At 60.6% G+C, this 20179-nt stretch carries 16 protein-coding genes; 1 reads left to right on the top strand and 15 read right to left on the bottom strand.

The features are described 5' to 3' along the window. Window positions 1–93 precede the first annotated feature (93 nt). The 3 genes from BLV61_RS11090 to BLV61_RS11080 form a co-directional block, all read right to left on the bottom strand. A complete protein-coding gene (locus tag BLV61_RS11090; RefSeq protein ID WP_090464919.1) occupies window positions 94–492 on the bottom strand; it encodes a DUF4440 domain-containing protein in 399 nt (132 codons plus the stop codon). A gap of 120 nt (window positions 493–612) precedes the next feature. Next, window positions 613–1437, bottom strand: coding sequence for an SDR family oxidoreductase (locus tag BLV61_RS11085; RefSeq protein WP_047532902.1), 825 nt, complete (start codon window positions 1435–1437; stop codon window positions 613–615). A gap of 35 nt (window positions 1438–1472) precedes the next feature. Further along, on the bottom strand, window positions 1473–1937 hold the full coding sequence (locus tag BLV61_RS11080; protein ID WP_047532900.1) for a hypothetical protein: 465 nt from the start codon (window positions 1935–1937) through the stop codon (window positions 1473–1475). Window positions 1938–2262: 325 nt separating this feature from the next. Between BLV61_RS11080 and BLV61_RS11075 the strand changes: the two genes are divergently transcribed. Then, the gene (locus tag BLV61_RS11075; RefSeq protein ID WP_090462387.1) at window positions 2263–3225 is read left to right on the top strand and encodes an IS110 family transposase; all 963 of its coding nucleotides are present in this window, start codon (window positions 2263–2265) and stop codon (window positions 3223–3225) included. Between the two features lie 250 nt (window positions 3226–3475). Here BLV61_RS11075 and BLV61_RS11070 read toward each other — a convergent pair whose 3' ends face one another. The 12 genes from BLV61_RS11070 to BLV61_RS11015 all read right to left on the bottom strand — a co-directional run bounded on the left by BLV61_RS11070 (window position 3476) and on the right by BLV61_RS11015 (window position 19983). Then, the gene (locus BLV61_RS11070; RefSeq protein WP_090464914.1) at window positions 3476–4927 is read right to left on the bottom strand and encodes a mannose-1-phosphate guanylyltransferase/mannose-6-phosphate isomerase; all 1452 of its coding nucleotides are present in this window, start codon (window positions 4925–4927) and stop codon (window positions 3476–3478) included. A 101-nt stretch (window positions 4928–5028) separates the two neighbouring features. Continuing rightward, window positions 5029–5685, bottom strand: a complete 657-nt coding sequence (locus tag BLV61_RS11065; RefSeq protein ID WP_090464912.1) for an alginate O-acetyltransferase AlgF — start codon at window positions 5683–5685, stop codon at window positions 5029–5031. A gap of 14 nt (window positions 5686–5699) precedes the next feature. After that, window positions 5700–6875 (bottom strand): alginate O-acetyltransferase, encoded by a 1176-nt coding sequence (locus BLV61_RS11060; RefSeq protein ID WP_047532894.1) that lies wholly within the window; start codon window positions 6873–6875, stop codon window positions 5700–5702. A gap of 11 nt (window positions 6876–6886) precedes the next feature. Beyond that, window positions 6887–8452: an MBOAT family O-acyltransferase gene (locus BLV61_RS11055; protein ID WP_090464909.1), complete on the bottom strand. Its 1566-nt coding sequence runs from the start codon at window positions 8450–8452 to the stop codon at window positions 6887–6889. A 212-nt stretch (window positions 8453–8664) separates the two neighbouring features. Next, window positions 8665–9786, bottom strand: coding sequence for a mannuronate-specific alginate lyase (locus BLV61_RS11050; RefSeq protein WP_047532887.1), 1122 nt, complete (start codon window positions 9784–9786; stop codon window positions 8665–8667). An 8-nt stretch (window positions 9787–9794) separates the two neighbouring features. Further along, a complete protein-coding gene (locus BLV61_RS11045; protein ID WP_090464905.1) occupies window positions 9795–11246 on the bottom strand; it encodes an alginate O-acetyltransferase in 1452 nt (483 codons plus the stop codon). A 10-nt stretch (window positions 11247–11256) separates the two neighbouring features. Then, window positions 11257–12846: a mannuronan 5-epimerase AlgG gene (gene algG, locus BLV61_RS11040; protein ID WP_090464901.1), complete on the bottom strand. Its 1590-nt coding sequence runs from the start codon at window positions 12844–12846 to the stop codon at window positions 11257–11259. Window positions 12847–12872: 26 nt separating this feature from the next. Continuing rightward, on the bottom strand, window positions 12873–14354 hold the full coding sequence (locus tag BLV61_RS11035) for an alginate export family protein (RefSeq protein WP_090464896.1): 1482 nt from the start codon (window positions 14352–14354) through the stop codon (window positions 12873–12875). Next, window positions 14351–15874, bottom strand: coding sequence for an alginate biosynthesis TPR repeat lipoprotein AlgK (gene algK, locus BLV61_RS11030; RefSeq protein ID WP_208604206.1), 1524 nt, complete (start codon window positions 15872–15874; stop codon window positions 14351–14353). Before algK ends, BLV61_RS11035 begins: the two co-directional genes overlap by 4 nt. 9 nt (window positions 15875–15883) lie before the next feature. Further along, window positions 15884–17053, bottom strand: coding sequence for an alginate biosynthesis protein Alg44 (locus tag BLV61_RS11025; protein ID WP_047532876.1), 1170 nt, complete (start codon window positions 17051–17053; stop codon window positions 15884–15886). A 36-nt stretch (window positions 17054–17089) separates the two neighbouring features. Next, window positions 17090–18571, bottom strand: a complete 1482-nt coding sequence (gene alg8, locus BLV61_RS11020) for a mannuronan synthase (RefSeq protein WP_047532874.1) — start codon at window positions 18569–18571, stop codon at window positions 17090–17092. A 95-nt stretch (window positions 18572–18666) separates the two neighbouring features. Further along, window positions 18667–19983, bottom strand: coding sequence for a nucleotide sugar dehydrogenase (locus tag BLV61_RS11015; protein ID WP_047532871.1), 1317 nt, complete (start codon window positions 19981–19983; stop codon window positions 18667–18669). Window positions 19984–20179 lie beyond the last annotated feature (196 nt).

Below are 20179 nucleotides of genomic sequence, written 5' to 3'. Positions count from 1 at the left end.
AAGGGCGCCGCGTTTATCCAGAAAGAACGCGTTATCGTTGACCTTCATCGCGAGCAAGCTCGCTCCTACAGTTGATTGTCGTCGAGTCCGGGATCAGCCCTGGCTAAACGTCTCGTGCAAATGCCGCCACAGCACCTTGCCGTCCGCCTGTTTCTCGAACACCACGGTCGAGCGGCGATCCGAATGCAGCCCCGTCGCATCGGTCTGCTGCTCGCGGTAACTGACGGTGGCGCCACCGTCATGCAGCGCAATGCCGCGAAATTCGCTCAACTCGATACGAAAACCCAGCTTCTTGCCGCCGGCCAGCATGAACAACTCGTTCAGCGCGGCAAAGTCCAGCACTCGTCCCAATGGCGAAACCATGGAGAATTGCGGCGAAAAACGGGTCAGCAACTGTTCAAGTTCGCGCCCATCGCGTTCTTCGGCCAACCATTGTTCGATGGCGACGTGGGCCTTGATCACTTCTTCGAAGTATTCGGTGTAGTCGGTCATGGTGTTTCCTCAAAATCTGCTTGGCCTGTTCTGACGCCATCGCGGGCAAGCCTCGCTCCCACAGGTCCTGCGCAAATCCTGCAGGAGCGAGGCTTGCCCGCGAAGAACGATAACCCGGTCTCAGAGCTGCCCGCGCAATCCGAACCGCTTCATCAAGCCTGATTCCAGCAGGCCCTTGGGTAACAGTCCGGCCATCAACGGCAACGCCCGGCTGCCATTGCCCAGGCGTAACAGTCGTGGCGGCTTGCCTTGCTGCACAGCCTTGAGTACTCCGGCGGCAAATTCGCTGGCGGGTGTCGGATTGTCCTGGGAGGCCCTGGCCCGGGCGCGGATACCTTCGCGTAATGGAAACCACGGCGATTGCTCACTGATCAGTTGTTCGGCTTCGTGGCCCGCGTTCTTGGCGAAACTCGACGCGATGGCGCCCGGCTGAACCTCCATGACCCGCACGCCAAACGGCGCCAGTTCCATGCGCAAGGCATCGCTCAAGGCATGCACCGCCGCTTTCGAAGCACAGTAGGCGCCGGCGAATGGCGTCACCAACACGCCGGAGACGCTGCCGATGTTCAGCACCAGGCCTTTGGCCCGGCGCAACACCGGGAACAGTGCGCGGGTCACGCCGACAATGGCGAACACATTGGTTTCGAACTGACGCTGCATCGCCGGCACACCGCCGTCGAGCAGCGGCCCCATGGCGCCATAACCGGCGTTGTTGATCAGCACGTCGAGGCCACCGTGTTGCTGGTTGATGCGCTCGCTCAACTGTTCGAGCGCCTGGCCATCGTTGACGTCCAGTTGCACGGCGGTGAAACCGGCGGCGGTCAGGGCTGCCACGTCTTCAGGCTTGCGGGCGCTGGCCCAGACTGTGTAGCCGGCAGCCTTGAACACATCGGCCAGGGCGCGGCCGATGCCGCTGGAACATCCGGTAATCAACGCAACGGGCATGGCGCGGTCCTTGTGCAAAAAAGTGGGGGGAAGGCTCAGTCGGAGAAACTACCCTGCAAGCGCTCGGCGCGAAATTCCAGGGTTTCCGGGCGGTAGCCGGGGCGCAACGGCGGCAGCGGCAGACAGTCTTCCCAGTTGCCACCGGCCTGCAATTCGCCGGGGCCACGGTAGCGCGGGGCGGTGTACTGGTTGTCAGCAAGATTGACCGTGTCGCCCGGCGCGTAGGCCGCGACGCGCCAACGCAGCTCGGTCAGCGGCACGTCGTTGCCATTGTTCAGGGTCAATTGCAGCGGCCGGTCGGCGGGGCAGTGTTGCGGTGCGTAGCTGATGCGCAATTCAAGACGCTCCAGTTGCTTGAGTTCGCGATGGTCCATCCAGATCACCCACGTGGCGACAATACCCAGGCCCACGGCGGCGGCCATGGAAACGGGCAGCGCTTTGGCCGGATAGCGCAGTAGCAGGATCAGCCAGGTGATGACGAGCAGGACACCGATGAACATGACGCGCAAACCTCGGAAGCAGAGAGGAGCATCCTACCTAAGCGTAGGTGAGGTTGGCGATGGGCAGGATTTTGGCGGTGGGTGTCATAGCCTCATCGTCGGAACGCCGCCCGGAGCTGGCTCGCTTGTATGTTTAGACTTGAAGGGGTGGGTGGGACTAAAGCTCGTCATCTGACTCTAGCCAGTACAGACCGTGGGAGACATCGTCCCACCCCTTCACCTAATGCGCCGATAAGGAATGCATCGGCTCGGACCGACGATAGCGACAAGCCAGCGCAACGGTGAACCCCGACAAGTTTCTAAACCCTAGCTCGGAGGGTGGGCCATGACAATCCTTGATTCGCAGGTGGTCGTTGGTGTGGATGTGGCGAAGGATGAGATCGTTGTCTATCGATGCGACGAAGAGAGCACTTTGATCGTCGCCAATGAACGATCAGCACTGAAAAAGTGGCTTAAGTTATTGCCAGACAACTGTGCACTGGCGCTTGAAGCGACCAACACCTACCACCTCGACACGACGGAAATCGCTCATGAACTGGGTCATGACGTTTACGTCATTGATGGCAGCCGCCTTAATAAATACCGCGATGGGATAGGTGTCCGGGCAAAAACAGATGCTCTGGACGCGGTCTTGCTGGCGCGTTATTTGGGCAAGGAGTCCGACAAGCTCAGGGTCTGGAGTCCGCCTCCCAAGGCTTACACGCAGCTCAAAAGCTTGCTGCGACGCCGGGCTGAGCTTGTTCGACATCGGGTGGCAATCAAGCAAAGTTGGAGGGACGAACCCTTGCTCGAAGAGGCGCTGGGTGAATACCTGCGCTGTGTAGAGCAGATTGAAAAAGGCATTCAGAAGGCGCTGAAGAACATCGTTAGCGAAGCGGGTATGGACGCTCAGGTAAAACGCTGCCAAGCCGTTGAAGGCATAGGCGTCCTGACGGCCACAGCGGCGGTAACAGCTTTCATGCGCGGAGAGTTTTCCGACAGCGATGGCTTCATCGCCTTCCTGGGAATGGATCCGCGAGTGAGACAATCAGGCAAGAAAGATCAGAGACGCTACTTGTCCAAACGGGGCGATTCGGAGTTCCGGCGCTTATTTCACAACAGCGCAATGGCTGCCAGCCGCTCACCAACCTGGAGACCGTTCTATCAGCGTTACCTGGACCGAGGCCTCAAAGGTACCCAGGCCTTGGTGATTCTGGCTCGCAAACTGGCCAGAGTGGTGTTTGCCTTGATGAAAAACCAAAGTGAGTACCAACCAAATTCTATGTTTGGGGGTTCCCCCCAAACATAGAATCTCCCACAGTGAACGGCATACGCTGTCAAATGTGGGAGCGAGCCTGCTCGCGATGAACTGGAGAACACCGCGGGGCGTCAGGTTCCCCGCGTTATCGTTCACGACCATCGCGAGCCGGCTCGCTCCTACAGGTCTTGCGTTAGCTTTGTATCCCGGGGTTGCGTGAAGAACCAAAAAAGCCCCCGCCCAACCCGCTGCGGATGGGGAACGCAGCGGGCTGGGCGGGGGCTTTCAGTTTTTCCGAGGGTTACTGCGCGATGGTCTTCACCGACACGCCACGCTCGATCGGGGTGGAGCGACCGTAGATATCTTCAAACCGCTCGATATCGTCTTCGCCCAGATAACTGCCCGATTGCACTTCGATGATCTCCAGTGGAATCTTGCCCGGGTTGCGCAAACGGTGAACCGAGGCAATCGGAATGTAGGTCGACTGGTTCTCGGTGAGCAGGAACACGTTCTCGTCGCAGGTCACTTCAGCGGTGCCACTGACCACGATCCAGTGCTCGGCGCGGTGATGGTGCATTTGCAGCGACAGGCACGCGCCCGGCTTGACCGAGATGTGCTTGACCTGGAAGCGACCGCCCATGTCCACCGAGTCGTAGGAGCCCCACGGACGATAGACCTCGCAGTGGTTCTGGGTTTCGCTGCGACCCTGTTCGTTGAGGGTGTTGACCATCTGCTTCACGCCTTGGACCTTGTCCTTGTGGGCGATCATCATGGCGTCCTTGGTTTCGACGACCACGATGTTTTCCAGGCCGATCACCGACACCAGTTTGCCGTTGCCGTGGATCATGCAGTTGCGGCTGTCCTGGATGACCACATCGCCTTTGGTGACGTTGCCGTTGGCGTCTTTTTCGTTCACTTCCCACAACGACGACCAGCAGCCGACATCGCTCCAGCCTGCGGTCAACGGCACGACGCAGGCGCGCTGGGTTTTTTCCATCACCGAGTAGTCGATGGAGTTGTCCGGGCAGCAGGCGAAGGTAGCGGCGTCGATGTCGACAGTGTCGGCATCCTGCTCGCTGCGTTCCAGGGTCAGCAGGCAGGTGTCGTAGATGTCCGGATCGTGCTTTTTCAGTTCTTCGAGGAAACGGCTGGCGCGGAACAGGAACATGCCGCTGTTCCAGAAATAACCGCCGGACTGGACAAACTCGGTGGCGCGTTTCACGTCGGGTTTTTCGACGAAGTGCGAGACGCGGCTGACTCCTTCGGGCAGCAGCGAGTCGTTGGTCGACTTGATGTAGCCGTAACCGGTTTCCGGTTTGGTGGCCGGCACGCCGAACAGCACCATTTCGCCGTTTTCGGCGGCGACCGTGGCCAGCGCCAGGGCGCGTTGCAGGGCTTTCTGGTCTTCCAGCACGTGGTCGGCGGGCAGCACCAGCATCAACTCGTCGCGACCTTCATTGACCAGCATCATCGCGGTCAGGGCCACGGCTGGTGCAGTGTTGCGACCGAACGGTTCCATCAGGATGCGCTGGGTTTCCAGTTTGCGCGCGGTCAGTTGCTCGTTGACGATGAAACGGTGGTCCTTGTTGCAGACCACGATCGGCGTGTCCATGTCTTCGAACACCAGGCGCTCCAGGGTTTGCTGGAACAGCGTGTGCTCGCCGGTCAGGGCCAGGAACTGTTTCGGGAATTGCTTACGGGAAAGCGGCCAAAGACGTGAGCCGCTACCACCTGACAAGATCACCGGAATCATGTTGTTACTCCTTTTAAATGCAGTTGGGAGCTGCAAGCTGCAAGCGGCAAGTTAGATGCACTTCTCTTGCAGCTTGTGGCTTGTAGCTGATAGCTCGCGCGTTAGCGCGTCGAAACCGGGCGTTTCACCCAGACTGGCGACAGGCTGCTGCCGTTGCCGGTGACATACAGCACCGCGGCCTCACCGCGTTCCAGGGCGACCGGTTTCACGTCGCCGACTTTGGTGGCGCCGTCATACAGCGCCAGGCTGACTTTCACCGGGTTGATTTCACGTTCGCCACGACCTTTGGGCGCAACGTTGGGCACCACATCGGTCTTGCCGTCGGCGGTCTTCAGGGTCAGTGCCTTGTCGCTGAGGTTCTGCACCCGTACCAGGGATTTCTGCTTGTTCTTGAACGGCGGCTCTTCGATCAGTTGCGGCGCGCCACTGGCGTTGTTGACCAGGGTGTAATAGTGATCGCCGGCCAGTTTCACCGGCAGTGTCTGGCTACCGACCTTGGCGCTGTAGTCACCGCCCGGCATGAAGCTGAAGTCACTGCTGGACAGCGGTGCGACATCGCTCAGGCTGGTGCTGCCGACGGTGGCGCTGACTTCGGCGTTGCTGGCGTTGTAGATCCGTACGAAGGTCGAGCCTTTCGGTGCGGTCGGGCCGTAGAGTGCGGCGTCGCCACCGGCGAAAGCGTGCATCGACAGAACGCTCATGCCAGCGACAAGAGCAAAAGTCTTAGCGAGACGGCGAGGAGGAGTAGTGAAAGTCATGGTGTACCTCTCTTTCAGTTTTGCGCCCGGTCGGGCGTCTCGGATTTAGTGTTGATTGCTACGTTTTGTTGGCGCGCGCCGGCTTGTTTAAGCTCAGCGACCCACTGCGGGTCGGCGTCGCCGATTTCGTTATTCACAGGCAGATATCGTTCGGGAAATTCCCAGATCAGCACTTGTGGCGGGCTGTTCTTGAAAGCGTCGCTTTTGAGGTAACTGAGCATCGGCAGGATCGGGCCGTGGCCGTCCTCGGCGTAATTGACCACGTCGCTGCGCAATGCTTGTTTCAGCGCGCCCACGAAGTTCCAGTTGGGGTTGGCGCTGTAGCTGGTGCCGATCAGTGCCACCGGCACTTCGGTGTTGGCGAACAGGGCATCGTCACTGGCCGGCGGGTCGCCGGCCGCCACGGTGTTGCGCTTCTGCAAAGGCTCTTGCGCCGGCATCAGGTTTTCGAACAGCGGGTCCAGCGGCAGGAACAGACGCAGGTCGCCCTTGTGCGTGACTTTCTCCGCAGGTTCGGTGACGAAGTTCTGCGGTTCGCCGCTCAGCGGGAACTTGTCGGCAATGGTCCTGGCCAGCTTGTTCGCCGCGATTTCGGCGCCTTCCGGGGTCCAGTGGGTGTCGGTGCGCAGGAACACTTGCTTGCCGTCACGTTTGGCCGCTAGCAACGGGCCCAACAAGTCAGGTGCCGGAATCCGGTCGGCCGCCAGGCGCTGGTGGAAGTCCTTGTAGAGGTTGCTATGGATGCTCGCCGGTTTCACCTCACCGAGGTGTTCCGGGTAGAGGCGCACCTTGGCTGGCACCACTGCCATTACCAGTTGCACACCTTTGGCTTTCAGGGTCTGGCGCACGCCTTCGACCAGCGCGTAGTTGCCTTGCAGGTTCAGCTCTTCGTTGACGATCGGGTGGAACTCTTCATCGCTATACAGCCACTGGTCGCGACCGAGCACCACGCCCGGACGACCTTCGTTGAACAGCTTGAAGTCCAGCGCCGCCCAGAGGTTGGTGCCCAGGCGCTTGATCGGAAACTCGTCGTCGTAGTGCGTCTCTACCGCCTTGGTCCAGCGACCGTTCAGCACGGTGGCGTCGGCGTTGGTGCTGAAGCCGAAGAAGCTGCGCGTGGACCACAGGCCCAGGGCCAACAGGGTCACCAGGAACAGGGCGATGTAGAAGATGCGTAATGAGCGGGTCATGGTCAGATCCCTCAGAACTGGAAGTAAAGGAACGGCGAGAAGCTTTGTGCCGAGAGTTTGAGAATCGAGGCGATGAACAGCAGCAGCACCAAGGCGCGCATCACGTAGCGCGACCAGTCGGCGGTCCAGTAGGCCGGTTGCACCTGGGCTTCAACCCCGACGGTGTAGCCGGGCTGATGGATGCTCGCCGGGTTATCCCCAGGCGCGGCCTTGATCAGTCCCGGTTCGGCGGCGGCCGGGCCGTCGCTGTCGACGTTCACCGCAGGCTTGGTCTTCACAGGCGGCTGGTTGGTGTAGAAGTCGCGCAGGCCGAAGAACGCCAGGGTCACATACGCCACGATCAGCGTTGCCACTTGCAGGCCGGTGAGGCTGGCCTGGTTGAGTTCCGACAGCGACCAGTCGCCGAAGCTGAACATCGCGCCGTACATGCGGCCGGCGACGTGCAGGTTTTCCGCGCGGAAAATTACCCAGCCCATCACCACCAGCAGGAAAGTCAGTGCCCAGCGGATCGGGTTGAAACGGCGTGGCGAAGTGTTCAGGCCAATGGCTTTTTCAATCGCCAGCCACATGCCGTGCCACGCGCCCCAGACGATGTAGGTGATGTTCGCGCCGTGCCACAGACCACCGAGCAGCATGGTCAGGAACAGGTTGCGATAGGTCATCAAAGTGCCTTTTCGGTTGCCGCCCAGGGTGATGTACAGGTAGTCGCGCAGCCAGGTCGACAGGCTGATGTGCCAGCGCCGCCAGAACTCGGTGATCGACTGGCTGACGTAAGGCTGCTTGAAGTTTTCCATGAAGCGGAAACCCATCATCAAGCCCAGGCCGATGGCCATGTCGCTGTAGCCGGAGAAGTCGAAATACAGTTGCGCGGTGTAGGCTAGCGCGCCGAGCCAGGCATCGCCCGTGGTCGGGTTTTGCAGGGCGAAGCAATGGTCGGCCACCACCGCGAGGGTGTCGGCGATGAACACCTTCTTGATGAAACCCTGCATGAACCGCGTGCAGCCCTCGGAGAACTTGTCGAGGGTGTGGGTGCGGTTGTTGAACTGGTCGGCCAGGTCACGGAAGCGCAGCACGGGGCCGGCAATCAGGTGCGGGAAGATCGCCACGAATGCGGCAAAGTCGATCAGGTTGCGGGTCGCCGGCGTGTCGCCACGGTAGACGTCGATGATGTAGCTGATGGACTCGAAGATGTAGAACGAGATCCCGATCGGCAACAGCACGTGGGTCAGGATGAACGGCTCCAGGCCAACCGACGACATCATCGCGTTGATGCTGTCGACGCCGAAGTTGGCGTATTTGAAGTAGCCGAGGATGCACAGGTCAACGGCCACGCCGAGCAGCAGCCAGCGCTGCGCCGGTTGGGTCCGCACGCCGGCGGCGCCGACTTTCAGGCCGATCCAGTAGTTCCACAGGGTGACCGCGGCGAACAGTGCCAGGAAGTCCACCCGCCACCAGGCGTAGAACACGTAGCTGGCGATCAGCAGCAGCAAGTTGCGATAGCGTTGCCCGCTCAGGTAGTACAAGCCGAGAAAGATCGGCAAGAACAAAAACAGGAACACGTTGGACGAAAAAACCATCCCGATCTCTCCTTGTTTAACCACAGTCAAGGGCCGCAGCCCCCCCAAACCCCCCCACCAAAAACCGGGGGGCGTAACACACAAAAACTCAAACTCGACACCGACCCTGTGGGAGCGGGCTTGCCCGCGATTGCAATCTGACATTCAACATTGATGTCGACTGACCCACCGCTATCGCGGGCAAGCCCGCTCCCACAGGGTTATATGTTTGCCTAAGAACCTTTGCCTTTCTCATTGGCCGGGTCATAGACCCTGGTCAGGTCGCCGCCGAGGCGGAAGGTCTTGAACGGCTGCATCCCGTGCTTTTTCTCCAGCACGTCCGGCGCACAGGTGTAGAGGGTGCAGAACGGTTCGAGCCAGGCGAATTTCATGTCCTCTTTCAAGTCGGTCATGTCCTGTTCCTTGCCGTTCTTTTTCTCGAACGCGTCCGGGTCTTTCACGCCGGCGAGGACGCGATCAGCCAGGCGTTTGAGCGCGCCGTTGTTTTCCTGGCGCAAATCCACACCGTTGACCTGGGCGAAACTGGCGATCATCGCCAGCGGTGGCAGGGCGTAGTTGTGGTAAGCCAGCGCCCGTTGCTGGCGCTTGAGTTCGTTGGGCAGGAAGCCGTCGGCGTCGACCTGGTTGGCGCCGACCTTGTATTCCTTGACCGCCCAATCGAACAGGTCGCGGCGGTTGGTGGCGATGGAGGTGGCCATCACCGACCAGGCGGCCCAGTACGAGTGGTTGTTGGTTTTGTCCAGCGGCAGGTTGTCCCAGTCGCTGACCACCTGATCGGCCATCTTGCTGAACCAGGCTTCGATCAGCTGCGACTCCTGCTGATGGCTGGCCAGCGGATGGGAGTCGGAAAACTTCAGGCGAATGTAGGCGGACGCCATGCTGCCCAGCGCCCATTTGCGCATCGACTTGCCGGTATGGTTGAAGTCCTTGGACATCAACGCATCGGCCTTGGCCCAGGCCGTCAGCCAGTTGAGTGTGCATTCCAATTGTTCCGGACGACCGTCACGCATGAACTGCATCACCCGTTTGCTGGTGCCGCGCTCCAGTTTGGTGATGTCGGCGGTGCTGTCGCGGAACGCTTTTTCCGATTGCACGTTCAACGTGGCGCGGGCCTTGTCCGAACCTTCGTACTTGCTGCGAAATTGCAGCGAACCGGTGTACGGCGTCGGCATCGCTTCGCAGCCTTCGCCCTTGTCGCCGGTCTTGAGTTTTTCGATCGGTGCGAAATAGCCCTGGGGCGGGCGCAATGGCGCCGCAGCCTGAGTAGCACCGGCGAACATCGCCAGGCTCAAAAGCGTGGGTGCCAACAGGCTTTTCAGTTTCGGATTTCGCATGGCAGACCTCATTGCCCGGCCTGAGCGGTACGTTGCTCAGCGCTCGGGAATACGTTGCGTTTGCAGATTTTCGCTTCGACTTTTTGTGGCGCGGCATCCGTTTTTTCAGGACCCTGGATTTCGACGGCCAGCAGATTCTGCGAGGCCCAGTCTTCGTCCGTGCGCAACTCGAAGGCGAAGCGCCCGTCAGTGTCGGAGGTTTCCGGTTTGTCGATCTTGATGTCCTCGTGGCGCCCGTTCATGTACCAGAGGGTGGCTTGCAAGGTTTTCACCGAGGTGTCGGCGAAGCGGATGTCGACCTGGTGACTGCTGTTTTGCAGGTTCAGGTTTTTGCTGTTGACCATCAATTCGTTCTTGCCCGGCTTCAGGGTGGTGCTGCCGGACATCTGTGCTTCCTTGCCTTCGCAACCGTTGTCTAGCAGCGCCATCATCTGGCGGTAAATGGTTTCCTGGTCGAGGCGATAGAGCGGCGAGAATTCCCATATGAGAATTTTCGGCGGTTTCTTCTGGAATTCTTCGCTGCCCAGGTACTGCAGCATCGAACCTTCCAGGCCGCCGCCGGGGAACGCCACGTTGAGAATGTCGGCGCCGATGGCCTCTTCGAGGAAACCGGCGAAGTTGTAGTTCTTGCCGCTGTGGCTGGTGCCGACCAGGGTGATCTCCGGGTTGCCGGAATCGCCGAACAGATCGCCATCGCCTGCTTCGCCCTTCGGCTCGGTGGTGAATTGATCCATGTACTGGATCGCGTAGCTGGTGCCACAGAGTTGACCCGCCATGTTGTGCAATGTTCCGGTCTTGCCCATGCGACCCGACTTGTGGGTCTCGAACTCACGCTTGGGAATGTCCGCGTACTCGGGCAATTGCTTGATTTTCTCGGCGACGATTTTTGCCGTGCGCTGGGCACCGTACGGCGTCCAGTGCTGGTCGCCACGGAAGTAGAAGTCGTGGGCGGGCAGGGTGTCGGGCAACGACTCGTTGGTCAGCGGCGACAGGTCCGGGACCACGTAGCCCATGGCGGCGAAACGGCCGAGCATGGTCTTGTAGTTTTTCAGTGCCTTGTCGAAATCGAAGCTGGCCTTTTCCGCCGGGTTCAACTTGTTGCGGTTCACCAGGCCACGGGTCGGCTGGTAGACAACCACCAGTTCCACGCCTTTGCTCTTGAACGCATCGTGCAGTTGCTTCATGCGTTTGTAGCCGGCAGGCGTGGTGTCGAATTCGGTGCGCAGGTCTTCCTGGGTACGGAACAACCAGTCGCCCTGGGCCTGGACCAGCGTGGTGAAGTTCTGCTGATAGCGCGTGGTGTAGTTCTTCGCGTCGTGGGCCGCCGGGCACAGGCTGCAGCACGGCTCGGCGGTGAAAACGGGCGCCTTGACTTCGTCGGCACGGGCACCGCTGGCGGCCGCCATCATCCCGAGTGTCAGGCCCGACAGGCTGAGTAATTTGATCAAGTGTGGGTGCATAAAATTATCCTCAGTCCTGCATTTCGGTCTGGCGTTCGACAGGGTCGATCAGCACGGCTTTCTGCTGGCGCACCAGCAGGTCGAGAATTTCATCCTGGCGCTCGCCGAGAATCCCCGAGAAGCTGATGCCGCTGGATTTGGTCGGTGCGAGCATGGACACGCGGTACAGCTCGACGCTCAGCGGCGAGTCGATGGACAGCGGCCCGCTGCCATTGGCCGCCAGTTCACCGCCGACCACGATCAGCGACACCTGGGCGTCGAACGGGTCGAGCTTGATGTCGCGGTCGGTGTTGGTCAGGTCCTTGATGTGGCCGTAGACACCGGTCAGGCCGTTGGCCACGGCGATGTTTTCGTAAAGGCGGATGTTCACGCTGTTACGAATGCGGATGCCGTGGCGCCGGTTGCTGATCACCTTGTTGCCCCACAACAGGTTGTCGGCACTCTCGTAGAGGGTGATGCCGTCGGTGTGGTTCTGGTAGATCTCGTTGTTGGCGATCAGGTTGTTCACGCTGTTACGGTCGATCACCAGCCCCGAGAGGTGGTTGTCGTAGCTGCGGTTGTTGAAGATGAAGCTGTCGTTGACCTCACGGGAAATAATGATCCCGTGCTTCTTCTTGGTCCCGTACACCGTGTTGTCGGCGATGATCAGGCCGTGGGAACGGTCGTGCGGGTCGATGCCGTAGACGATGTTGTCTTTGTAGGTGTTGCCCTTGACCACGAAGTCGCGGGTTTCGTAGCAGTAGAAGCCGTACCACATGTCCGAGAACTCGGAGCCGACGATCCAGCCGGTCGGTTCAGGGCGCTTGAGCACCTTGGCCATGTTCGGCGTGTACTGGGAAATACTCACGCCGTAGGACTTACTGTTGGCATAACCGAAACTGGCGATCTTGCTGTTGGCGATGTAGGTCTCGGTGCCGCCCCAGGACAGCAGGAACGGACGGAATTCCTTCGGCGAAGCGAACGTCGCCGGGCCGTTGTCCTTCTCGCGCCAGCCGGTGATTTTGGTATCACGCACGAACAACTGGCCGTCGTTGACCAGGAACGAACCGGCCTCCTGGGACAGGCGCAGTTCCCGGGTCTGCTTGTCGATTTCCAGAATGCCGTGGCGACCGACCACGATCGGCAGCTTGGCGAGGAACACGCCCGGCGCGGTTTCGATGACGTACTTGGGCAGCTTTTTCGCCACGTCCTTGAGGTTCATGTAGCCGTCGTCGACGAAGATCGCCTGGGGGATGCCGTGCTGACGCACCACCCATTCGGCCATCTTGTTGTCGCCGCCGATGAAGTCCTTCAGGGCGTCTTCCTGCATCATCCGGCGCACGCTGATCTTGCCGGCCTTGCTGCGCACGATTTTCGCGGCGATGGCTTCGGCGGTGTAGCCGGAGATGTCCGGCAATTTCGGTGTGGCCAGTTCCAGCGGCGCGGTCGGTGCGCTGCTGACGGTGTAGGTCTTGGCTTGTTGCAGTTCCTTAGCCATGGTGACCGGTTTGGCTGCCGGCTCCACACTGGCCGACTCTGCATTGGCGAACCCAGTCGCACTGGCCAGCAGCAAAGCGCCGGCCAACAAGCTGATCGAGCCTTTTCGGGCTTGATGATTCATCTGGGGAACTCCCTTCGCGGTGTGCATCAGAAGCGCCAGATCACGTCGATGAACGCGCGGTGCATGTAGGAGTCCACCTGGCTGCCGTAGGCATCGCCGGGCTTGAACACGCCGCCACGGAAACGCACCAGGGCCGATGGCTCGTCGATCTTCTGGCTCAGCGCTGCTGGTAACAGGCCTTGCTTGAAGTACTTGGTGACCACCAGGTCCATTTCCTGACCCATGTCTTTCTCGCCATCGTTCAGCGGCAGGGAGGTGGTGGAGAGCACGGCGCCGGTGACGTCGTCGGTGTTGTCCTGCACCGCATCAATGCCGTTGCTGCCGACCGGCTTGTTGCCGTCGACACGCCAGAACTTGTGGTAGATCAGGCTGGCGTCGTACTCGTCGTTGAGCATCCACGAACCGAACAGCGTGGCGGTTTGCAGGTTGTTCATTTCGCCACGGAAGGCCTCGCCGAAACGGTGGACCCGCGAGCGTGTGCCGGTGTAGTTCGAGCGGTTGCTTTCCAGGCCGTTCTGTTCGTAATCGGCGCTGGCCCGGGCATAGGCCGCACCGACTTGCCATTGCGGATCGAGGCGCAGACGCACACCCAGATCGGTGGCCCAGCCGCTGACATCGCCGCTTTGCTTGGCTTGCGCGGGCGCGGTGCCATCGGCGTTCAGCGGGTTGACCGTATCGCGGTCGCCGCTCATGCCGGTGACGCTGCCCCAGTAATTGACCGTGTTGGTGTTGCGCCAGTTGTAAGCGTCGCTGTTGGCCTGCAGGCCGATCCAGCTGATGTCGCCGTTCTGTTTTTTGTCCAGCGAATCGCTGGGAACACCCGGTTGCGCATAGTCGAGCTTGCCGTCGTCGTGGGTGTGATGACCGCGAATGCCGACCCATTGACCCGGTGTCCACTGGTACTCCGCCTCGGCGTAAGCGTGCAGGCGATCCTTGTCCTTGGGCGCCAGCTCTTTCAAGTCGGTGCGGTACTCGCTGAAGCGTTCGGCGATACCGGCGTTGGCGCGCAGCAGGGTGGTGTCGAAGGTCCAGTTCACGGCTTCGATGTTGGTGTCGCGCCATTGTCCGTCGTCATTGTGCAGGCGCTGGCGACCGACTTTCAGGATCTCGCCGGGGTAGGGCGTGAAGCCGCTGTAGCCGACCCAGAACTCGCGCATCGCCAGGTAGTTTTTCTTGGTCACGCGATCATTGTTGCTCGTGTTCTCGGTGCCTTCGGACTGTTGCAGGGTGTCGGTTTCGATGATGTCGGTGGACGTCACGGCCTGACCCATGGCGTAGGCGCTCCAGGCGCCGCTTTCGCCATAGACCCAGGGACGCAGGTCGAGACCGACACCGTTGACGTCGCCGCCGGGCTGGGTGCCGAGGTCACGGTCGTCTTCGGACTGGCCGGTGATTTTCACGTCGAGGCCGAAGTTCTTGGTTTCGGTGATCGCCGCCAGTGTCGGGCAGGACCAGATCAACGCGAATGTCAGGCCAATACCGGCCTTGACGAATGGATTCAACTTCATAGGGATTCCTCGCCGTCTTCTTGCAGGGCGTGCAGTTGCAGCGTGTTCTGGCTCAAGGCACCGCGAGTCGCCTGTTCCTGTTTCAACAGACGCTGGGCCTCTTTGATCTGCGCAGGCGGCAGTTGGGCTTCGAGTGTTTGCGCAAGCTCGGTGGCTTGCGGGGTGTTCTGGACCTTGGCCAATTGGCTGAAGACATAGGCATTGAGCGGGTCAGGCTTGGTGCCCTTGCCCTGGGAAAACAATTGGGCGATGGCGAAGTCGGCGCTGTTCTGGCCGTTGCGGGCCGCGGTCAGCAGATGGTCGAGGGCCTTTTGCGGATAGACCTTGCCCAGGTAGCCACGGCGATAGATCTGGCCGAGGTAATAATCGGCGGCGACTTCGCGGCCGACGGCTTTCTGGAAGTGTTCTTCGGCGACCTTGGCGTCGACCGGAACCATCTTGCCTTCGTAGTAGAGCTTGCCCAGCAACAGTTCGGCGCGCGGCTGGTCGGCGGCGCGACCGTTGTCCAGGTACTTCATCATCTGGTCGACGTCGCCCAGTTCCGGGAAGTCGTAGAGCAGTTGCGCGAGGGTGACCCACGATGCCGGGTAACCCGGAGCGATGGGCTCGAGCAGCGACTGCGCGGTTTTTTCATCGGGCGTGCCGAGGGTCGAATCCGCCAGCACACGGGCAACGCTGTCGACCCGTTGCGCGGAAACCGTGCCGCGAGCGTGAGCGGCTTGCAGCTGCTTGATCAGTTCGGCCTGTTGCTCGGGCTTGGCCTGTTTCTGATAAACCGTGGCCAGCTCGACGTAACAGATGTCGGTGGTGTTCAACGCGGCTTTGCAAATCGTTGCCACTTCGTCCAGGTGCTGGTCGTAAGTGCCCTGGGTGCGATAGAGCAGCACCTGCGCCAGACCCGCTTCCGGTTTGCCTTCGGCGCGCCATTGGCTGATCTGCTGCTGGGCATTGATGTTCGGGAAGCTGTGCGGGTATTGCAGGTACAGCATGGCCAGCGGGATCAATGTGTTGCCTTCGCCATTGGCGGCGGCTTTTTTCAGCAGGCCTTCGGCTTCGTGTTGCTCGGCTTCGGTGGACCCTGGCTTGGCCACCAGCAAACGGCCCAGGCGCGCTTGCGCTCGAGGCGAAACGCTGGCTGCGGCGCGGTAAGTTGCCTCGGCCTGTTTCATCTGCGCCGGGTCACGGCTGTCGACCTGAATGTCAGCCAGGCCGACTTGAGCCTCGCTGTAGCCCAGGTCGGCCAGTTGCTGGTAGTTCGCCGCCGCGGTGGCGGTATCGCCACGCTTGAGCGCTTCGTTGGCCAGGCGCTGGTCGGGCAGGCCGGCGCAACCGGCGAGGCTGACGGCCAGTGCCAGCGAGCACACCATCAATCCCGTGTGGGAGCTGGCTTGCCAGCGATCAGCCGGGGTCGCGCTCGACCGACTCGGTGTTTCAGGAAAACCGGGTTGATCCCATCGCTGGCAAGCCAGCTCCCACAGGGTTCGTGGTGTTTTCAGGAGACTGATAATGGTCACAGGCATGTCCTCGGCTTAAAGACCAGCGGCCATGGCTTTGTCGATCAGCCAGTTCAGGTTCGGGCCACGGTCGCTGCTCACTTCCACCGGGCGGCCAGCGAGGGTGGTGTCCAGGGCTTCGTCCGGCTGGATCAGAACGCGAATGTCGGACGACAGGTCGGCGCTTTTCAGGCTGGTGCTGCTGACGATCTTGCCTGTGCGGGATTTGTCTTCGCCGGCGATCTGGAAGCGCACCGCAGTGCCTGGCAGCACGTCGCTGAACTGGCGATAGGAGAAGCGCGCTTCAACGTTGGCTTCGCTGTTGCGCGGCACCAGTTGGAAGATCACATCGCCTTTGCTGGCGTACTGACCGTTGGCGACCATTTGCTGGGCCACAGTGCAATCGCACGGCGAAGTGAGGGTGCCGGTCATTTGCTTGCCGAACAGCTCTTCGACCTTGGCCGGTGTCAGTTGATCGTCTTCCAGATGACCCTTGAGCACGTCGAGCATGCTGGTGCTGAAGGTCGCCAGCGGCGCGCCTTTGGCGGCCACGCCATCGGGTTTCAACAGACTCTGCACAGTACCGTCGCGGGGCATGGTGATGCTCACACCCGGCACGCTGACCAGGCCGGCCTGGGCGTGGCTGACGAAGTACATGCCATACACCGATTTGAAAATGAACCCGAACGCTGCCAGGCCAACCACGAAGATCCCCAGGCTGAAGGTCACGGCTTTCATGCGTCCGAACGCGGTCATGCCATGGCCGCCGTCCTTGACTTTGCGGGCCTTGGTGAAGTTGTCACGCTGCAGCGTCGCCAGCACTTCGCCGATGCTGACGATGTCGCCGGCCAGGTGCGAGGTGATCAGGTGACGCAGGGTCGAGATGTCTTGTTGTTCCAGGTTCTGGAACTGGCAACCGGCGCGACCGCTCTGGCGATCGAAGGAGCGAACCTGCAACTCGACGTCCATGGCCAGGCCGAGGTTGTCGATCACGAATTGCAGGCGCGCCTTGTACACGTCGCCGATCTTCAGCGGCAACTGGCCGGCATTGAAGGCCAGGCCACCGGCGGAGAGGTCGAGCACGCGTGCTTCGACCGGCGTGCGGTCGGGCCCGAAGAAGCGCAGCTTGGCCGGGATTTTCACTCGGGCGTGTTGGCGCTGGGCTTCGGATTCATGCACTACGTTGGCGTTGACGGCGGTATTCATAGGGGCGATTTCCTGGTTAATTCAATAAGGGGGCGGTCAGACCATCATCAGCAGCACGGCGACGAAAATGCTGCCGGCGGAGAAGGTCATGGTCCGAGACGACCAGGTGTTGAACCAACGTTGAAAGCTGGCGAGATCACGGGTCAGAGAAGTGGGCTGGCGAGTCCAGGACTGTTGGTCGAGGCGGAAGAACACGTAGATCTTCACCAGCGCGCCGACGATCTGGTTGTAATAGAGAATCGCCGGGTACGCCGGGCCGATCCGGTGACCGGAGCAGGACAGCAGCAGGGTCAGGATCAGGCGGGTGATACCGATCCACAGCAGGTAAACCAGGATGAACGCGGTGCCGTACTTGAAGCTGGCGATGATCGCCACGGTCAAGCCCAGCAGGGAGGTCCACATCGACACGCGCTGATCGAACAGCACCACCGACGTGAAGAGACCGAGGCGCTTGACCCCCAGGCCCAGGGCACGCGAGTTCTGCCGCAGGTTGTTGCCGTACCAGCGGAACATCAGCTTGCGGCTGGCCTTGATGAAGCTCTTCTCGGGCGGGTGCTCCACGGTGTGGATCGCGGCGTCCGGCACGTAGAAGGTGTCGTAGCCCAGGCGCATCAGGCTGAACCAGCTCGACTTGTCGTCCCCGGTGAGGAACTTGAAACGACCCAGGCGCCAGTGTTGCAGCGAGTCGCTTTCCACGTCGGCGATGAAGTCCGGGTTGGTCACGACGCTGGCGCGGAACACCGACATGCGGCCGGTCATGGTCAGCACGCGCTTGGACAGGGCCATCGAGCACATGTTGATGTGACGCTGGGCGAAGCGCAGCTTGTGCCATTCGCTCATGATGTAGCCGCCGCGCACTTCGCAGAACTCATTGGTGGTCAGGCCGCCAACGTTGCCGAACAGCTGGAACCACGGCACGGTCTTGAGCACCACGCCCTCGGCGAGCACGGTGTCGCCATCGATCACGGCGACCACGGCGCGGTCATCCGGAAGGTGACGGGAGATGGCGCGGAAGCCGTAGGCCAGGCCATCACGCTTGCCGGTGCCGGGAATGCGCACGAAATCGAGCTTGACCCGGGCCGGTGGATTCATCCGGTTCCACAGGCTTTTTACCAGCAGCTCATCGGACATTTCCACGATGGAGCAAACCACGGTGGTCGGCAGGCCGCAGTCGATGGCTTCACGAATCACCGAGCTGTAGACCTGCGCGGTGGTCAGGGCGTCGATGCGGAAACTGGTGACCATCAGAAATACATGGGACGGGTCTGCCGCTTTACCCAGCTTGCGCACTTTGCGCCGCAGGTGCGGGTAGACCACGTACAGAAACAGCATGCCGCGCAGAAAGTGCGTGGCCCCCATCGAGTAGCGCCAGATGCCGACGATACCGATCAGGAAAATGAAGTCCTTCGACTCGGAGTCGAACGTGGACACAGGCAACGCCATGGCGATGCCCATCAATAAACTCAGATAAAACAGCCAACCGGCGGCCTGGAGTAGGCCGTGCTTTAGCCTGTGCATAATCGGAATCCTAAAGTCAGTTGAAAGCTTCAAGCCTCAAGCAGCAAGTGAGGAGCGCTTAACTTGCCGCTAGAAGCTTGTCGCTTATTGCTGCTTTACCAGCAGATCCCTTCGGTGCGGCCGCTGACGCTGGTGGCCTTGGACATGAAGCCGACCAGGTCGATCACCTGCTTGCCGTGAGGAACGTTCTGCACCAGGGCGCGGAATTTCTCGTCGCGGTTGCCGAGGATGATCACGTCGGAGTTGTTGATCACGTCGTCGAAGTCGGCGTTGAGCAAGGACGAGACGTGGGGGATCTTCGACTCGATGTAGTCCTTGTTCGCGCCATGGACACGGGCGTATTCGACGTTGCTGTCGTAGATCTTCAGGTCGAAACCTTTGCCGATCAGCATTTCCGCCAGGTCCACCAGCGGACTCTCGCGCAGGTCGTCGGTGCCGGCCTTGAAGCTCAGTCCCAGCAGGGCGACTTTGCGTTTGTCGTGGCTTTCAACGATGTCGAAGGCGTTTTGCACCTGGGATTCGTTACTGCGCATCAACGAGTTGAGCAGCGGCGCTTCCACATCCAGCGAGCTGGCGCGGTAGGTCAGGGCGCGAACGTCCTTGGGCAGGCAGGAGCCGCCGAACGCAAAGCCCGGGCGCATGTAGTACTGGGACAGGTTCAGGGTCTTGTCCTGGCAGACCACGTCCATCACTTCGCGGCCGTCGACGCCGACGGCCTTGGCGATGTTGCCGATCTCGTTGGCGAAGGTCACCTTGGTGGCGTGCCAGACGTTGCAGGTGTACTTGATCATCTCGGCGACGGCGATGTCCTTGCGGATGATCGGCGCGTCGAGCTCTTCGTACAGCGATTGCAGAACGTCGCCCGAGGCCTTGTCGAATTCGCCGATGACGGTCATTGGCGGCTGGTCGTAGTCGGCGATGGCGGTGCTTTCGCGCAGGAACTCAGGGTTCACGGCGACACCGAAATCGACACCGGCCTTCTTGCCGGAGCAATCTTCGAGAATCGGGATGACCACGTTGGCCACGGTGCCTGGCAGCACGGTGCTGCGGACCACGATGGTGTGGCGGGTGCTCTTGTCGCGCAGGACAAAACCGATTTCGCGGCACACCGCTTCGATGTAGTTCAGTTCCAGATCGCCGTTCTTCTTGCTCGGCGTGCCGACGCAGATCATCGACAGGTCGGTGTCACGAATCGCCTCGGCGAAGTTGGTCGTGCCACGCAGACGACCCGTCTGGATACCTTGCGCCAGAAGTTCGCCCAGGCCCGGTTCAACGATCGGCGATTTACCGGCATTGATCATATCGATCTTGTCCTTGGCAACATCGACGCCGACAACGTCATGGCCCCGTGCAGACAGGCATCCGGCACAGACTGCGCCGACATAACCCAAACCAAATATGCTGATGCGCATCGCAATTACCTCTCTATTATCAAGCCTGTATTCATCAAGCCATTAGATGGCTGGAGTTAAGGGTGTTTCAGCGGTCATAGTGCATTCGCAAGTGCGGCTTACAGGCGCAACAATGCCGTGTTCTGGCATATGAATGACGAGTGTCTAAATAAGTGCACTCAAGATGTGCGCAATCGGGCCTTATTGTTATGACGTG

The organism is Pseudomonas mohnii, assembly GCF_900105115.1.
Lineage (GTDB): Bacteria > Pseudomonadota > Gammaproteobacteria > Pseudomonadales > Pseudomonadaceae > Aquipseudomonas > Aquipseudomonas mohnii.
Note: the sequence above shows the minus strand (reverse complement) of the source record. Positions and strands in the feature narration are given on the sequence as shown.

Excerpts from the sequence above, each read along its gene's own strand:
- BLV61_RS11090 (WP_090464919.1), bottom strand. The coding sequence starts at position 492 with ATGACCGACTACACCGAATACTTCGAAGAAGTGATCAAGGCCCACGTC.
- BLV61_RS11085 (WP_047532902.1), bottom strand. The coding sequence starts at position 1,437 with ATGCCCGTTGCGTTGATTACCGGATGTTCCAGCGGCATCGGCCGCGCC.
- BLV61_RS11080 (WP_047532900.1), bottom strand. The coding sequence starts at position 1,937 with ATGTTCATCGGTGTCCTGCTCGTCATCACCTGGCTGATCCTGCTACTG.
- BLV61_RS11075 (WP_090462387.1), top strand. The coding sequence starts at position 2,263 with ATGACAATCCTTGATTCGCAGGTGGTCGTTGGTGTGGATGTGGCGAAG.
- BLV61_RS11070 (WP_090464914.1), bottom strand. The coding sequence starts at position 4,927 with ATGATTCCGGTGATCTTGTCAGGTGGTAGCGGCTCACGTCTTTGGCCG.
- BLV61_RS11065 (WP_090464912.1), bottom strand. The coding sequence starts at position 5,685 with ATGACTTTCACTACTCCTCCTCGCCGTCTCGCTAAGACTTTTGCTCTT.
- BLV61_RS11060 (WP_047532894.1), bottom strand. The coding sequence starts at position 6,875 with ATGACCCGCTCATTACGCATCTTCTACATCGCCCTGTTCCTGGTGACC.
- BLV61_RS11055 (WP_090464909.1), bottom strand. The coding sequence starts at position 8,452 with ATGGTTTTTTCGTCCAACGTGTTCCTGTTTTTGTTCTTGCCGATCTTT.
- BLV61_RS11050 (WP_047532887.1), bottom strand. The coding sequence starts at position 9,786 with ATGCGAAATCCGAAACTGAAAAGCCTGTTGGCACCCACGCTTTTGAGC.
- BLV61_RS11045 (WP_090464905.1), bottom strand. The coding sequence starts at position 11,246 with ATGCACCCACACTTGATCAAATTACTCAGCCTGTCGGGCCTGACACTC.
- algG (WP_090464901.1), bottom strand. The coding sequence starts at position 12,846 with ATGAATCATCAAGCCCGAAAAGGCTCGATCAGCTTGTTGGCCGGCGCT.
- BLV61_RS11035 (WP_090464896.1), bottom strand. The coding sequence starts at position 14,354 with ATGAAGTTGAATCCATTCGTCAAGGCCGGTATTGGCCTGACATTCGCG.
- algK (WP_208604206.1), bottom strand. The coding sequence starts at position 15,874 with ATGCCTGTGACCATTATCAGTCTCCTGAAAACACCACGAACCCTGTGG.
- BLV61_RS11025 (WP_047532876.1), bottom strand. The coding sequence starts at position 17,053 with ATGAATACCGCCGTCAACGCCAACGTAGTGCATGAATCCGAAGCCCAG.
- alg8 (WP_047532874.1), bottom strand. The coding sequence starts at position 18,571 with ATGCACAGGCTAAAGCACGGCCTACTCCAGGCCGCCGGTTGGCTGTTT.
- BLV61_RS11015 (WP_047532871.1), bottom strand. The coding sequence starts at position 19,983 with ATGCGCATCAGCATATTTGGTTTGGGTTATGTCGGCGCAGTCTGTGCC.